At 44.7% G+C, this 14,814-nt stretch carries 12 protein-coding genes; 10 read left to right on the plus strand and 2 right to left on the minus strand.

The window, feature by feature from the left end; genetic code table 11:
- Nucleotides 1–96: 96 nt before the first annotated feature.
- Nucleotides 97–2,103, plus strand: coding sequence for a citrulline utilization hydrolase CtlX (gene ctlX, locus KUL49_RS05265; RefSeq protein ID WP_131136540.1), 2,007 nt, complete (start codon nucleotides 97–99; stop codon nucleotides 2,101–2,103).
- A 122-nt stretch (nucleotides 2,104–2,225) separates the two neighbouring features.
- Here the strand turns inward: ctlX and cysS are convergent, their stop codons facing one another.
- Nucleotides 2,226–3,608, minus strand: coding sequence for a cysteine--tRNA ligase (gene cysS / locus KUL49_RS05270; RefSeq protein ID WP_131136541.1), 1,383 nt, complete (start codon nucleotides 3,606–3,608; stop codon nucleotides 2,226–2,228).
- A 185-nt stretch (nucleotides 3,609–3,793) separates the two neighbouring features.
- Here cysS and KUL49_RS05275 point away from each other — a divergent pair, with 185 nt between their 5' ends.
- The 7 genes from KUL49_RS05275 (at nucleotide 3,794) to KUL49_RS05305 (ending at nucleotide 12,417) form a co-directional block, all read left to right on the plus strand.
- On the plus strand, nucleotides 3,794–4,285 hold the full coding sequence (locus tag KUL49_RS05275; protein WP_014949922.1) for a peptidylprolyl isomerase: 492 nt from the start codon (nucleotides 3,794–3,796) through the stop codon (nucleotides 4,283–4,285).
- A 140-nt stretch (nucleotides 4,286–4,425) separates the two neighbouring features.
- On the plus strand, nucleotides 4,426–5,151 hold the full coding sequence (gene lpxH, locus KUL49_RS05280) for a UDP-2,3-diacylglucosamine diphosphatase (RefSeq protein WP_131136542.1): 726 nt from the start codon (nucleotides 4,426–4,428) through the stop codon (nucleotides 5,149–5,151).
- Nucleotides 5,152–5,472: 321 nt separating this feature from the next.
- Nucleotides 5,473–7,056, plus strand: coding sequence for an alkaline phosphatase (locus tag KUL49_RS05285; RefSeq protein ID WP_131136543.1), 1,584 nt, complete (start codon nucleotides 5,473–5,475; stop codon nucleotides 7,054–7,056).
- A 14-nt stretch (nucleotides 7,057–7,070) separates the two neighbouring features.
- A complete protein-coding gene (locus KUL49_RS05290) occupies nucleotides 7,071–8,993 on the plus strand; it encodes an alkaline phosphatase (protein WP_131136544.1) in 1,923 nt (640 codons plus the stop codon).
- Between the two features lie 81 nt (nucleotides 8,994–9,074).
- Nucleotides 9,075–9,848: a hypothetical protein gene (locus KUL49_RS05295; protein ID WP_242633724.1), complete on the plus strand. Its 774-nt coding sequence runs from the start codon at nucleotides 9,075–9,077 to the stop codon at nucleotides 9,846–9,848.
- A gap of 166 nt (nucleotides 9,849–10,014) precedes the next feature.
- On the plus strand, nucleotides 10,015–10,629 hold the full coding sequence (locus KUL49_RS05300; protein ID WP_131136545.1) for an OB-fold-containig protein: 615 nt from the start codon (nucleotides 10,015–10,017) through the stop codon (nucleotides 10,627–10,629).
- An 18-nt stretch (nucleotides 10,630–10,647) separates the two neighbouring features.
- Nucleotides 10,648–12,417 carry a flotillin family protein gene (locus tag KUL49_RS05305; RefSeq protein WP_131136546.1) on the plus strand — a complete coding sequence of 590 codons (1,770 nt, stop codon included), beginning with the start codon at nucleotides 10,648–10,650 and terminating at the stop codon, nucleotides 12,415–12,417.
- Between the two features lie 58 nt (nucleotides 12,418–12,475).
- On the opposite strand, the gene KUL49_RS05310 is transcribed toward KUL49_RS05305, so the two are convergent.
- On the minus strand, nucleotides 12,476–13,381 hold the full coding sequence (locus KUL49_RS05310; protein ID WP_131136547.1) for a LysR family transcriptional regulator: 906 nt from the start codon (nucleotides 13,379–13,381) through the stop codon (nucleotides 12,476–12,478).
- 112 nt (nucleotides 13,382–13,493) lie between these two features.
- Between KUL49_RS05310 and KUL49_RS05315 the strand changes: the two genes are divergently transcribed.
- The gene (locus KUL49_RS05315; RefSeq protein WP_131136548.1) at nucleotides 13,494–14,249 is read left to right on the plus strand and encodes an SDR family NAD(P)-dependent oxidoreductase; all 756 of its coding nucleotides are present in this window, start codon (nucleotides 13,494–13,496) and stop codon (nucleotides 14,247–14,249) included.
- A gap of 230 nt (nucleotides 14,250–14,479) precedes the next feature.
- Nucleotides 14,480–14,659: an oxidoreductase-like domain-containing protein gene (locus KUL49_RS05320; protein ID WP_014949928.1), complete on the plus strand. Its 180-nt coding sequence runs from the start codon at nucleotides 14,480–14,482 to the stop codon at nucleotides 14,657–14,659.
- Nucleotides 14,660–14,814: the final 155 nt, after the last annotated feature.

Genomic DNA, 14,814 nt, shown 5'->3' on the forward strand with positions numbered 1-14,814 from the left:
TGCAACACCTTGAGCATGGTTAAGTGAATTCGCCAGAGAATAAAATACACGCTCTTTTCAGTGGAAATATTTCAGCTAAGGGCTGTAGGACGTTATATGCAAGCCAGTCACATCAAAAACTCACGATTAACTACACCAAATTCCGTTTTAATGGTACGCCCCTGTGCCTTTCGCCCCAACGAACAAACAGCCAAAGACAATAGTTTTCAGAAGCCCCTTGTATCGACGGGAAGAAATAGAGCGGAAATATCAAAGAATGCGTGTGCGGAATTTGATGAGATGGTTCGCACTTTACGTATGAACCACATAACGGTAGAGGTGTTTGAAACAGAAAGGAAAAACACGCCCGATGCCGTATTTCCAAATAATTGGTTAAGTACACATCCCAACGGTTTGCTTGTCACCTACCCTATGCACTGTGAAAACCGCCGAGCGGAGCGTCGTGACGATATTGTCAGTTATCTGCAGCAACACTATATCGTACAGCAAGCTAAAGATTTATCTTTCCTTGAAGATGACGGAGATATTGTTGAAGGTACAGGGGCTATGGTGATCGACCATGTAAACGCGCTAGCCTATGTTTGCCTATCCCAACGAGCCAATAAGAGAGCTGTAATATCGGCGTGTAAAGCTATTGGTTTAACGCCTATATGTTTTAGCGCCTTTGATACTGCTGGTACGGCGATTTACCACACCAACGTAATGATGTGTGTGGGAAGTGATTTTGCCATTGTTGCTACTAGCATGATAGAAGAAAGCGACAAAAATGTGGTGCTTTCAACACTTAAGGAGACAGGTAAAAACGTCATCGAAATTAGCGAAGAACAAGTGAATAGTTTTGCCGGAAACTGCCTAGAGCTTTTGAATAGCAATGGAAAACGTTTATTACTTATATCAGACACTGCTTTTAGTTCAATGAACGAAGAGCAACTAGCTTTACTACCCAGCGATCTTACTTTACTTCCCATCGCAGTGCCTACTATTGAAATGGGAGGAGGCTCCGTTCGCTGCATGGTCGCGGGTATTCACCTTGAGTGTAAAACGATTGGCGCTGAACAAACTACGACTAATAACATCAGCTTTGACACCCGCGTAAGACTAGCAAAAGGTGATGACTTGGAAGGCTTGCTTGCGTTAGCTGAAGCTGCATCGCCAGGTATGACAACCTTCCCACCGGATAGAGCAACGCTTGATAACAAATTAAAGCGTTCCATTAGAGAAGAACAAAAACTTATGCGTCAAGAGCGTCCAGACTACCTTTTGTTTGTATTGGAGGACCTTCGAACTGGCAAGCTTATTGGTACATCTGCAATTTTTGGTGAATTAGGAAAAGAAGACAGTTTTTATAGTTACAAACGAGAAAAAGTCGCACAGCGAAATAAATCACTAGGCGCACACTACACCCATGACATACTGCACCTAAGTCACCATTTTGAAGGTTACGCGGAAGTGGCATCGCTCTACTTACTGCCTGAATACAGAAAACACTTCAACGGAAAACTACTTTCAAAAGTACGCTACCTTTTTATGGGCTTACATCAGCATGTATTTCCAAAGCAAGTCATGGCCGATCTACGAGGCTATGTAAATACGCATGGGGACTCGCCTTTCTGGAATGCCGTCGGACGTCACTTTTTTCCTATGACATACGCTGAAGCGGATTTATATGGCGCCGTAAATGGAAATCAATTTATTGCTGATTTAATGCCTAAACTTCCGCTGTATGTAAATATGTTACCCAAAGAGGCTCAGTTGGCTATTGATAAACCACATAACGACGGCCAACCCGCTATGGCAATGCTTGAAAAAGAAGGGTTTAAATTCACGAACTACATCGATATTTTTGATGGTGCGCCAAGTATGGAAGCTGAAGTTTTAAGCCTAAAAACTGTCAAATCAACAAGGCAAGTAAGAATAAAAGTTTGCGAAGGTACTAAGCGTGTCACTGAGAGTAAAATGACGCTTGTCGCCACGTTGAGCCAGCCTTTTTATGCAATGATGGCAGAAACCGAAGAACAAGACGAAATAGCTGTTATCTCTCGCAAAACAGCACAAGCATTAAACGTTAGCTCGGGAGATACCATCTTACTTTCAGATGTTTAGCCTCGTGCGTATATCCAAAAACCGCTGTTCAATGACGAAAACTCGGTGTGCGCTTTAAGCTTAACTAAAAAGAAAGCCCGCAAATGCGGGCTTTTATTCTGTTAAAAAGTATTGGGTGCTAATTACGCTTTACGCCACGTAGTACCGCTCGGACCGTCTTCTAGCACTACGCCTTTTGCGTTTAACGCATCGCGTGCGGCATCTGCCGCTGCCCAGTCTTTGGAGGCACGGGCATCGTTACGCTGTTTAATTAACGCTTCAATTTCAGCCGCTTCGTCGTCATTGCCTTCACCGCCTTTCAAGAAGGTGTCTGGATCACTTTGAAGCATACCCAAAATTGCACCTAGGCCTTTAAGAACAGCAGCCAGTTTACCTGCTTCTTCTACGTTATCTTTTTGGCGGTTAAGCTCACGTGCCACGTCGAACAACACCGAAAAGGCTTCGGGTACGTTTAAATCGTCGTTCATTGCCGCTTCAAAGCGCGTTAGGTAGCCACCGTGGCTAAGGTCAGTGCTTTCGTCTACTGTTACACCACGCAGCGCAGTGTACAAACGCTCTAGGGCGGCCTTAGCTTGAGTAATATTGTCTTGAGAGTAGCTTAACTGACTACGATAATGTGCCGACATTAAGAAGAAACGCAATGTTTCTGAGTCGTGCTCTTTAAGCACATCGCGCAAGGTAAAAAAGTTACCCAATGACTTAGACATTTTTTCGTCATTAACCTGTACCATTCCCGCGTGCATCCACACGTTTACGTATGGTGTGTCATACGCACAGCACGACTGAGCCACTTCGTTTTCGTGATGTGGGAACGTTAAATCTGAGCCACCGCCGTGAATATCAAAGTGCGCACCAAGATGCTTATAATTCATTGCAGAACATTCAATGTGCCATCCCGGACGTCCCTCGCCCCATGGCGATTGCCATGCCGGCTCACCAGGCTTGGTGGTTTTCCACAGTACGAAGTCTAGCGGGTCGTCTTTTCCTGCCGCCACTTCAACACGAGCACCCGCTTTAAGCTGATCTAAGTCTTGTTTGCTTAACTTGCCATAATCTTCGTACTTGCTTACGTCGAATAGTACATCGCCGCCTTTAGCTTGATAGGCGTAGCCTTTGTCCATTAGTCGCTGGATAATTTCAATGATCTCATCCATATGCCCACTTACTGTCGGCTCGACGTCTGGCTCTAGTAAGTTAATCGCCGCAAAGTCTTCGTGCATCATGGCAATAGTGCGTGCAGTTAGCGCCTCAAAGCTTTCGCCATTTTCATTGGCGCGAGCAATAATCTTATCGTCGATATCGGTGATATTGCGCACGTACTTCACATCTAAACCAAGGTGGCGCATGTAGCGTACTAAGACATCGAAACTCAGGTAAGTACGGGCATGACCCATATGACTTAGGTCATAAACGGTAATACCACAAACATACAAACCCACTTTCCCTTCTTGAAGCGGCACAAACTTCGCTTTTTCACGGGTTCGGGTGTTGTAAAGATGTAGCATGTCTATATTTCCTATTTGTCATAATTTTTCGGCCGCAAAGTTTAGCACTGTCACGATTTAAATGGTACAAGCCTTTTGCAACGATATTGCTGGGTTTTGCGATAACCGTCTCTTTGCGCTAACGACTCGTTTTGCGCTAAAATGCCGCCACTTTATATGTATGCTAACACACAGGACAAACCACAATGGTTACGTTAAAAACAAATTTCGGTGACATCACCCTAGAGCTTTTTGAAGATAAAGCGCCTAAAACGGTAGCTAACTTCATTTCTTACGTTGAAGACGGTTTTTTTGATAACACTATTTTTCACCGTGTAATCAACAACTTCATGATCCAAGGTGGTGGTTTTACGCCAGATATGGATCAGAAAGACACAAAAGACCCTATTGAAAACGAAGCGGACAACGGCGTAGCAAACGAAGTGGGTACAATCGCGATGGCGCGTACCCAAGATCCACATTCTGCGACGGCTCAGTTTTTTATTAATGTAAATAACAACGACTTCCTTAACCACTCTAGCAAGTCTGTCAATGGTTGGGGCTACTGTGCATTCGGTAAAGTAACTGAAGGTATGGATGTTGTTGAAAAAATTAAAGCCGTTAAAACTGGTAACAGCGGCTATCACCAGGATGTTCCTGTTGAGCCTGTTATCATTGAAAAAGCGACTATTTCTTAAATAGCCGCTGACATCTATGCTTGAATAGCTGTCTCAATAACGCCTTGGCCAATATGATTTTCAAGACATACTCAAGGCCTTGAGTTAAAAACAAGCCGCGTTACTTTAACGCGGCTTTTTAAACCACAATAAGAAGATTTATGTCGTTCACCTACTTCATTGCCGACTTGCACCTAAGTGCCGACCGCCCTGACATTACAGAATGCTTAATGCGCTTTTTAAAAGAAGACGCGATTAATGCTGATGCACTTTACGTTCTTGGTGACTTGTTTGAAGTTTGGATTGGCGACGACAACGTTACTCCATTTAACACTGCCATAGCATCAGCTTTCAAGGCAGTGAGTCAGCATTGCCCTATATACTTCATTCACGGTAATCGCGATTTCGCCATACGTGAAAAGTGGCTATCAAAAGCTGGCATGACGTTATTAAACGAACAAGAAGTTGTAGATCTCTACGGCACGCCTACTCTGCTGACCCATGGTGACGAGCTTTGTACTCGCGACGTTGCCTATCAAAAGTTTCGCAAGAAATCCCGTGGTTGGTGGTGGCCTCGATTAATGCTTGCCCTACCGTTATGGTATCGCCAGCGTGTTGCGGACAACGGCCGTGCGGAAAGTAAGGCTAAGCAGCAAAGCCTTAAGCCAGATATTATGGATGTAACCCCTGAAGAGGTGGTGAAAGTGATGGAAAAATGGGGTGTGCAACGCATGATCCACGGCCATACACATAGACCAAACATTCACAGCCTTGAAGCAAATGGCAAACCTGCCACGCGGATTGTACTCGGCGATTGGTATGATCAAGGTAGTGTTTTAAAGGTCACCCCCTGTAGCGCTATGTTACAACATCACAATTTTAAGTAAGAGAATCTGACACTTACAAATGGTCCAACCACTTTTTTTATAATTGTTAATTATATTTTAACTAGGTCTTTCTTTCGTCCCTCCGCCCTTGTAAACACTGCATAGAACTTGGATTTTAGGCTTGATTCTTTAGGTCAATAAATACGGTTTTATGACAATTGTGACAATCTAGCAATATTAATGTCAAAGAAGTGTCACCTTATCCCCATACGCTCTCCGTGATTTAGGCGCATCGCTACCCAATAAGAAATGACAATGTGTAGCGATCAAATATCTAAACACTATCACAACCAACATAAACAGAACGTTTAGGAAAAAATCATGAATCGTAACTGGAAAGTGGCATGCACCGCAGTTGCTCTAGCGGTTTCTGCTAGTCTTCAAGCGGCTGTGTTACCCGAGCACCAAACTAACAGCGCTTGGTTTACTGATGCCCAAACCAAACTAACTACAAAGCTACAAACCAACAATCAGTTTAAAGCAAAGAATGTTATTTTGTTTGTAGGCGATGGTATGGGTATTTCAACGCTCACCTCGGCAAGGATTTACAAAGGCCAACTGGCTGGTAACCCTGGTGAAGAAGGTTATTTAAGTTTCGAAAGCTTTCCTCATACGGCCCTCGTTAAAACCTACAATGTAGATGCTCAAACCCCAGATTCAGCAGGCACCATGACAGCGATGATGTCGGGCCTTAAGACTGACGTGGGTGTAATTGGTGTTGACGAAGATATTGAACGCGGTGATTGCTCAACGGTTGCAGGCAACGAAGTTATTACCGCGCTGGAGCTTGCTGAAATCAAGGGTCTTTCTACGGGTATTGTTTCCACGGCCCGAATCACTCACGCTACCCCTGCGGCAACTTATGCCAAATCTGCTGACCGTAACTGGGAAGACATTTCTGATATGCCAGAATCAGCAATAACCGGCGGATGCTTAGACATTGCTGATCAGCTAGTGAATTTTGAAAGCAACTTAGAGGCGCGTTATACCGGTGTTGACGTTGACGGTATTGAAGTTGCTATGGGCGGTGGTCGCCGTCACTTCTTGCCAAAAGACGCCGCATTCAATAGCCCAGATGCAGTTAGTGACGTTGAGGGCGATAGAACCGACGGTCGCGACCTTACTGCAGAATGGCAGACCATGTACGAAAATGGTGTGTACGTTTATGACCAAGCAGGTTTTGACGCGATAGACACTGAGAGTGTTGAACGTGTATTCGGCCTTTTCAACGAGTCGCATATGCAATACGAAGCAGACCGCGGAAATGACATCGCGGGCGAACCATCAGTTGCAGAGATGACGGAAACGGCAATTAACATTCTTGATAATAACGAGAACGGCTTTTTCTTAATGGTTGAGTCAGGTCGTATTGACCACGCTCACCATGCGGGCAACGCGGCGGGTGCACTTACCGACACTTTGGCATTTGAAGAAGCAGTAATGACTGCGGTTGAAAATACCGATCCTTCTGAAACGTTAATCCTCGTTACTGCTGACCACGGACACGTGTTCACTATTGCAGGCTACCCGAAGCGCGGTAATCCCATTCTAGGCAAAGTGGTTAACGTGGGTTCGGACGAACCTGCAACAGCGTCTGATGGCACGCCATACACCACACTTGGTTACACCAATGGTCTAGGTTTCCGCAACCTTGGTGATGAGACGAATTCTGATGCCACGTACGCACTGGAAAACGCAGCAGGCCGTGTTGATATTACCAATATCGACACAACGACGCCTGGTTATCACCAAGAAGCACTTATTCCATTGAGTTCAGAAACACACTCAGGCGAAGACATTGCGCTACATGCAACAGGGCCTGGAAGCCAGCTTGCGCAAGGCGTAATAGAGCAGAACGTTGTTTTCCACTTGATTAACCAAGCGCTTGACCTTGTAAACGAGTAAGTAGAGATAAGAATATGAACTTTTTTAAATTAAGCTTAATTGCAGTAGCAGTTGCAGGTCTTTCAGCGTGTAGCTTAGAGGGCGATGATGGTAATGATGGCGCACCTGGAGCTGATGGCGCTGACGGTCAAAACGGTTTAACAAGCCTTACCGTGCAAACCGAATTAGCGGTTGGCGATGCTAACTGCCCTAACTCGGGTGTTCGCATAGATTCGGGTTTAGATAGTGATACTGATGGCAATCTGAGCGAATCAGAGATCACTTCTACCAGCTATGTTTGTGTTCCTGGCGTAAACAGCGTGAGCAATAGCGAACTGCTAACTAGCCTCAATAACGAGTGGTTTGTGGCTGCTCAGAACGAAGTAGAAAATAATAAAGCGGTTTGGATGAGCGCAACATCGGGCGAAAGTGCAGCGTCATCGAACGCGTCTTTTACTGCCACTGTAAATTCGCAAGAAGAATTGAAAGCCATGGTAGCGAACCTGCGCGGTAAAGCCAAAAACGTTATCTTGTTTGTCGGTGACGGCATGGGCGTTTCTACCGTTACAGCAGCGCGTATTCTAGATGGTCAGATGAACGGCCTAGCGGGCGAAGAAAACCAGCTTAGCTTTGACAAATTCCCATTCTCTGGGCTTTCAAAAACTTATAACGTTGATGCCCAAACACCTGATTCTGCAGGTACCATGACAGCAATGATGAGCGGCATAAAAACTGACGTTGGTGTTATCGGCGTAGACGAAGATATTGAGCGCGGTGATTGCTCTACCGTTGCAGGTAACGAGTTAGTTACGGCACTTGAACTCGCAGAAATTGCAGGTAAGTCAACCGGCATCATTTCGACTGCCCGTATTACGCACGCAACACCTGCTGCAACTTACGCTAAATCTGCTGACCGTAATTGGGAAGACATTTCTGATATGCCAGAAGCAGCGGTTACAGCAGGCTGTTCTGACATTGCCGAGCAGCTAGTTAATTTCGAAGCTAACTTAGAAGCGAACTTTGAAGGCTTAGACGTTGATGGCCTGGAAGTTGTGATGGGTGGCGGACGCCGCCACTTCTTACCGCGTGACGAAGCATTTAACAGCCCAGACGCTGCAAGCAGTGTAGAAGGTGATCGAACAGATGGACGTGATTTAACGGCCGAATGGCAAGCCATGTACGAAAACGGCGTTTATATCTACGATCAATCTGGTTTAGACGGATTAGATACTGAAACCACTGAAAAAGTGTTCGCGTTGTTCAACGAATCGCACATGCAATACGAAGCTGACCGCGGCAACGACATCGCCGGTGAACCATCTATTGCTGAAATGACTAGTGCAGCCATTAAAGTGCTAGATAACAATGAAGAAGGTTTCTTCCTGATGGTTGAATCCGGTCGTATCGACCACGCTCACCACGCGGGTAATGCTTACGGTGCACTTCACGACACTATCGCTTTTGCTGAAGCTGTTGATGCTGCTGACAAGCTTACTAATGACGAAGATACTCTCATTATAGTAACCGCCGACCACGGTCACGTGTTTACCATTGCTGGTTATCCTAAGCGCGGTAACCCCATTTTGGGCAAAGTGGTAAACGTGGGTTCAGATGAAGCTGCTACAGCCGCTGACGGTACCCCATACACCACGCTTGGCTATACCAATGGCTTAGGCTTTAGAAACCTGGGAGACGTTACTAACTCAGATGCATCTTATTTAGAAGGCCCTGATACAGGACGTAAAGACATCACTGATGTCGATACTACAACACCAGGCTATCACCAAGAAGCGCTAATCCCATTAGGGTCGGAAACACACTCAGGTGAAGATGTAGGCATTTACGCCAAAGGCCCTGGCGCTTTCCTTGTCAACGGCACTAACGAGCAAAGCGTTATATTCCACGTTATGGATTTTGCGGGAGACTTTGTCTCTAAAGCAGAAAATGCAATGGAATAAATTTTAAAAAAGTAATGCAAAGGCGGCCTTTGGTCGCCTTTCCGCTTCAGTTAATAACATCATTCTCGGTAGGATAAATGAATGAAATTATTCAATGCATTTGCGCTGATTTTTTTTACAAGTGCAAGTACGTGTAGCTTAGCTCAAGTCTCTGAGTCTTCGTCAGTAGTTAACGTGTCTAGTGAGCAGACGTGTAAGAAAGACAGCACCAGCCTATTCGCTAGTTATGAAATAAGCGCGACAAGCCCTTCAAAAACCTCACGAACTACATCCCTTCATTTATGGCGAAACGGCAACAAGGTTGCACATGAATACCCTGCAACTAATATTACTGAGTCATGGACGCTTGTTAGAAACAAATTTATAAAACCTACTCGCTTTTTCGATGCTCATCTGCGTGCTATTGAATATCAGCCAGGTGAAACTATTCACGGAAAAAAAGAGACCGACTTTTCATACCGCTACCAACTTATTAGCGACAAACTTATTGATGTTATGACCCTAGATACAAGAGATGGTAAAGGCTGTAGTACAGTGGAATACTATTCCCTAGACAACAGTCAGGGCCACTTTAAATTGGCATGGCTTCCCCATTTAAAATTAATAGAAACTTTTAGCGTTGATAAAGGTGGGTATGTAAAAGAGTGGAAACTCAAAACCGTCGATTTCAATAAGAATACGAAAGACTTCTTTTTAAAGAGACAAAACTATCAAAGTACAGATTACGCTGATATTGGCGATGACCACACAGATCCTTTTTTAACCAAAATGGTGACCCAAGGCTTTATTGAATCAGGAGCCAGTGGCTACTACGATGAGCATGGTCACAGTATCGGTGAGGGTCACGCACACTAAACGTTTAAATCCGCTCTCTAAATGGCCGTGCCTGCGGCTCGGCCATTTAGGCAACGTGAAAAGGTTTTGTTACAAACTATTCCAACGTACATGTGTTACGTGCTGGCTTAATTTTTGTTCTGTGGTATAAAGAATAAAAGCAAGTTAGTCATCATGGACGGTGTAAATGACGGATGTTCTTCTTTCCCCTGCAAATTTCTGGTTTAGCATTGCGCTTATAGCCGTATTCTTTGTTTTTGTTCTAGAGCTCATTAGTACCATCTTTGGCGCAAGCCTGTTGGGGCTTGGCGACGACTTTGCAGAGCTAGATGGCGATGGATTCCTTAATACCTCTTTCGCTAACTGGCTAAATATCAATAAAGTTCCCTTTCTTATATATCTAATCGTATTGCTCACATTATTCGGGCTTGCTGGGCTTATGTTAAACGGTTTTACAGCAAGTTTTTTGAGCATTAGCTTACCAGCGCTTGTGTCTGTTCCTCTCGCCTTTTTTATTGGGCTTCTCGTCACAGCAAAAACTGTAAAGATTATTGCTGGCGTATTGCCAAGCGTAGAGTCTAGCGCGGTAAGTAACGAAGACTTTATTGGTTCAGTTGCGGAAATCACCATAGGCAAAGCGAGCAGAGGCAACCCTGCCGAAGCGAAGTTTACCGACCATTATTCTCAGCCTCATTTTGTGTTAGTAGAGCCGTTCGAGGATGAAGAATTGTTCGCACAAGGAGAGCGCGTCATTTTAGTTCAGAAAAAACAACACAGCTGGTTAGCCACCCGCTATCTATAACCTAAAAGAGATAAAAGTATGGATACAATTCAACCATCTAACTTGCCGTCAATACTCTTTATTGCCGGTGTCATCGTTGTAGGGCTCATTGTTATAGGCCTTATATTCGCCAAACTTTATACCCGTGCAACTAAAGAAACTGCGTTTGTCAGAACCGGTCTAGGCGGTGAAAAAGTAATAAAAGACGGTGGTGCTATCGTACTTCCCGTCGTTCACGAAATAATTCCAGTGAACATGAACACGCTTCGTATAGAAGTGGAAAAAATTCAAAAAGACGCGCTTATCACCAAAGACCGTATGCGTGTAGATGTTAAGGCAGACTTTTATTTACGCGTGGCCCCCAATGCCAATGGCATATCAATGGCTGCGCAAACGCTAGGAACGCGCACAACTCGCGCTGAAGAAGTTAAAAAGCTAATGGAGTCTAAGTTTGTTGACGTACTACGTGCGGTAGCTGCTGAAATGAGCATGACCGAAATGCATGAACAGCGTGCTGACTTTGTACAAAAAGTTCAGCAAAGCGTGGCTAACGACCTTGAAAAGAACGGTCTTGAGTTAGAATCGGTGAGCTTGACTGGTTTTGACCAAACCGACCTACAGTTTTTCAATGAAAACAACGCTTTCGATGCCGAGGGGCGTGCACGCTTAACGAAGATCATTGAAGAAAAGCGCAAAGAAACCAACGATATTCAACAAGAAAACCGCATTTTCATTGAACAGCGTAATTTGGCTGCTGAGAAACAATCATTAGAGGTGAAACGAGATGAAGAAGAAGCTCGCTTAGCCCAAGAGCAAATTCTTGCCTTTAAACGTCAGGAACAAAAAGCAGAAATTGCTAAACAGCGCGAAATGAAAGAACGGGAAGAGCGCGAAGCAGAGATTGCTAAAAACCGTGCTATCGAGGCTGCGGAGATCGAAAAATCACGGGAAATTGAAACCCAAGAAATTGCTAAGCGTCAGGCATTAGAGCAAGCGCGCATTCGTCAGCAGCAAGAAGTTGAGGTTTCTGAGCAAATTAAACAAATTGCCGTTGCGACAAAATCTGAGGAAGAGTCGGCCGCACGTGCTAAAGCTGCTGAAGCGGAAAAAGCTAAAGTGGAAAAAGTGGAAGCAGTAACCACAGCGAAAATGGTGGCAGAAGCTGAGCGTAAGAAACAAATTGAAGTTATAGACGCGCGCAAAGAGGCAGAGCGTGAGGCTGTAGGCATTACCGTAGAAGCACAAGCTAAGAAAGAAGCAGCTGAAAACTCTGCTGCCGCTATTCTTACGGAAGCTAAGGCCGCTGCCGATGCAAAAATGCTTCAGGCTGAAGCTGATGAGAAAGTGCTTGCTGTTGAAGCACAAGGTAAACAAGCGCTTTATGAGGCTGAAAATACGCTTAAGACCGAGCAAATTGAGCTGCAAAAAGCCCTTGCCATGCTCAAAATATTGCCTGAGCTTGTGGCACACGCCGTTAAGCCACTTGAAAACATAGAAGGTATTAAAATTCTTCAAGGCTACGGCCAAGGGAGTGGCGTGAAAGGCGATCACACCGTTGCTACTGCTGGTAGTGGTTTAGCTGAACAAGTAACGCAAGCCGCACTAAGCTATCGTGCTAACGCCCCACTGGTAGACTCTATGTTGCGTGAAGTGGGCTTGGTCGATGCGGAAAAAGGCACATTAGATGATTTGGTAACAGGCAACAGCGACATACTGACCAAGGCCAATGCCGTAAAACCTAAACCTATTGTGGCAGCACCAGAAAACCTAAATGGTAATAAAGCGTCGGAAGAGCTTCCAGCTGATTAATGCTCATTGAGCTAGTATTTAGCTAGCTAACACGACACAACACCCAAAGCCCTGTAATTCAACAGGGCTTTTTGTTTTCACGTAATTTATCAACTAACCATTCTGAAAATACTTTTAACCGAAGTGGCATTTGTCTTCTAGAGGGGTACAGGAGATTTACCGGCATCGCCTGGGCCTCGAATTCAGGAAGCACACGAATTAGTTTTCCTTCTTTCAGCTCTGACTCAACCCCCACACTTGGAATTTGCGCAATACCTAATCCACTTGCGCACGCAGCGAAATAGGCCTGGGTACTGTTAACACTTAACAAGCTTTGCATTTCGACACCATGGAGTTCTCCACCTTTCATAAATTCAAATTCTGGTGTTTTGTGACTTAGGGTATGGGAATAATCAATAAGCTTGTGATTAGCTAAATCTTCCAGCGACTGCGGTATGCCCCACTTCATCGCATAATCAGGACTTACACAGTTATAAATTGGATAAGTTAAAAGGCGACGGGCAACTAAACTGCTATCCGCTAATTCACCAACCCTAATCACACAGTCAAACCCTTCTTTAATAAGGTCAACTTTGCGATCGACACTGCTTACTCGCAACGTAATCTTGGGGTAAGTAGAGATAAACTCACCTAAAATGGGAAGCAGAATATTGGTTGCAAATCGGCTTGGCATATCGATACGAAGCTCGCCACTTACGCTGTCTGCTGAGGTTAAGAACTGTGATTGTAAGGCGTCCCATTCACTCAATAAGGCAATACTTTGCGGCAAAAACGTTTCTCCATCAGAGGTGAGAGAAACGCTTCGCGTACTTCGGTTAAAAAGGCGTGTGCCCAACTGCTTTTCGAGATTTGTTACCGCTTGAGAAATACTCGATTTCGGTAAACCTAGAAGTGCGGCCGCCGCACTGAAGCTTCCCAATCGCGCGGTTTCTATAAACCGGGTAAGCATATCGAACCTGTCCATCTTTCGCCTATTGTTCACCAAATAAGAACAATGTTATCGCTTTAGGCAGGTATTTCATACCAATTTTAGTCAATATAATCGTCTACGAATTAACCAACAAAGAGAGATGACAATGGCGATTGCATTAATAACAGGTGGAAGTCGAGGTCTTGGGCGCGCTGGCGCATTAGCACTGGCGAAAAAAGGGATAGACGTTGTTATCACGTATAACACTAATGAAGCAGCAGCCGATGAGGTTGTTAAAGAGATTCTGAGCATTGGAAGAAAGGCCTGTGCCCTGCCCCTTAACACTGCCGCCTCGCATTATTCGTTCCCGGAATTTCTGGTTACGCTTAAAGACGTCCTGAAAAATCAATTTGGCAAACAGGCTATTACCTATCTGGTAAATAACGCCGGCGTTGGTCTAAATGCTTCTTTTACAGCAACAAGTATAAAACAGTTCGATACGCTATTTGATATGCATGTGAAGGGACCATATTTTTTAACCCAAACACTGTTACCTATTATTGAGGATGGCGGAGCAATACTGAATGTTTCCTCTGGTTTGGCAAGATTTTGCTTCCCAGGATACAGCGCCTATGGTATGGCTAAAGGAGCCATAGAGGTCATGAGTCGTTACCTGGCTGCAGAGTTAGGAGACCGTAAAATTAGAGTAAACACCCTGGCTCCAGGTGCCATTGAGACTGACTTTAGCGGTGGCTATGTTCGCGATAATAGCGAAGTCAATAATGCTATAGCCTCTCAGACCGCTTTGGGCCGCGTTGGCCAACCCGAAGATATAGGTGGCGTTATGGCAGCGCTATTAAGTAACGATAGTTATTGGATTAACGGCCAAAGGATTGAGGCATCTGGTGGTATGAAGTTGTAACACCATTAGCATGATGGCGTTGATGTCAGCTTTCACTTATTAACGAAAATAGGTTAAACGCCTTTGTAACCTTTCAAGCTGCAAAGGCGTATCATAAGGAGTAACATACACAGGCAAAGTTGTATTCCCTGCGCTTAAACATTAGGTTTGGACGTGAGGATATTGTTAAGCCTTGAAAATATTATCTGAGATTTAGATATTTTTAAGGAAGAAAGTCGAGGATAAGTGCTTTGAAGTCGCTACCCGAAGAACCAGAGAAACCTTTAAGAGACGATTGTTGCGGCGGAGGTTCGTGTTGCCCATGTATTTGGGACGTATACTACGAGAAGCTCGCTAAGTGGAAGGAAGCAAAGCGAGAATTTGACGAGTTAGCGAATAATGAGTCATCAGACACAAGATCTCCAGACTAGCGATCCGAACTCGTATTTAGAGTACCGTGTTCGCTATTTCCTACTATTGAACAGCCCTTGAACGAGCTACCCTGTCTTAGAACTTGCCTAATTGAAACCGCCGCATGAGCGTTTGGCAGTTCCATTTTTTAAACTTCTCATTTACAAATTTCTAT

Source organism: Alteromonas sp. KUL17 (assembly GCF_006538305.1).
Lineage (GTDB): Bacteria > Pseudomonadota > Gammaproteobacteria > Enterobacterales > Alteromonadaceae > Alteromonas > Alteromonas macleodii.

What these genes read in the sequence shown, in the direction of transcription:
- ctlX (WP_131136540.1), top strand. Translation starts at nt 97, where the DNA reads ATGCAAGCCAGTCACATCAAAAACTCACGATTAACTACACCAAATTCC.
- cysS (WP_131136541.1), bottom strand. Translation starts at nt 3,608, where the DNA reads ATGCTACATCTTTACAACACCCGAACCCGTGAAAAAGCGAAGTTTGTG.
- KUL49_RS05275 (WP_014949922.1), top strand. Translation starts at nt 3,794, where the DNA reads ATGGTTACGTTAAAAACAAATTTCGGTGACATCACCCTAGAGCTTTTT.
- lpxH (WP_131136542.1), top strand. Translation starts at nt 4,426, where the DNA reads ATGTCGTTCACCTACTTCATTGCCGACTTGCACCTAAGTGCCGACCGC.
- KUL49_RS05285 (WP_131136543.1), top strand. Translation starts at nt 5,473, where the DNA reads ATGAATCGTAACTGGAAAGTGGCATGCACCGCAGTTGCTCTAGCGGTT.
- KUL49_RS05290 (WP_131136544.1), top strand. Translation starts at nt 7,071, where the DNA reads ATGAACTTTTTTAAATTAAGCTTAATTGCAGTAGCAGTTGCAGGTCTT.
- KUL49_RS05295 (WP_242633724.1), top strand. Translation starts at nt 9,075, where the DNA reads ATGAAATTATTCAATGCATTTGCGCTGATTTTTTTTACAAGTGCAAGT.
- KUL49_RS05300 (WP_131136545.1), top strand. Translation starts at nt 10,015, where the DNA reads ATGACGGATGTTCTTCTTTCCCCTGCAAATTTCTGGTTTAGCATTGCG.
- KUL49_RS05305 (WP_131136546.1), top strand. Translation starts at nt 10,648, where the DNA reads ATGGATACAATTCAACCATCTAACTTGCCGTCAATACTCTTTATTGCC.
- KUL49_RS05310 (WP_131136547.1), bottom strand. Translation starts at nt 13,381, where the DNA reads ATGGACAGGTTCGATATGCTTACCCGGTTTATAGAAACCGCGCGATTG.
- KUL49_RS05315 (WP_131136548.1), top strand. Translation starts at nt 13,494, where the DNA reads ATGGCGATTGCATTAATAACAGGTGGAAGTCGAGGTCTTGGGCGCGCT.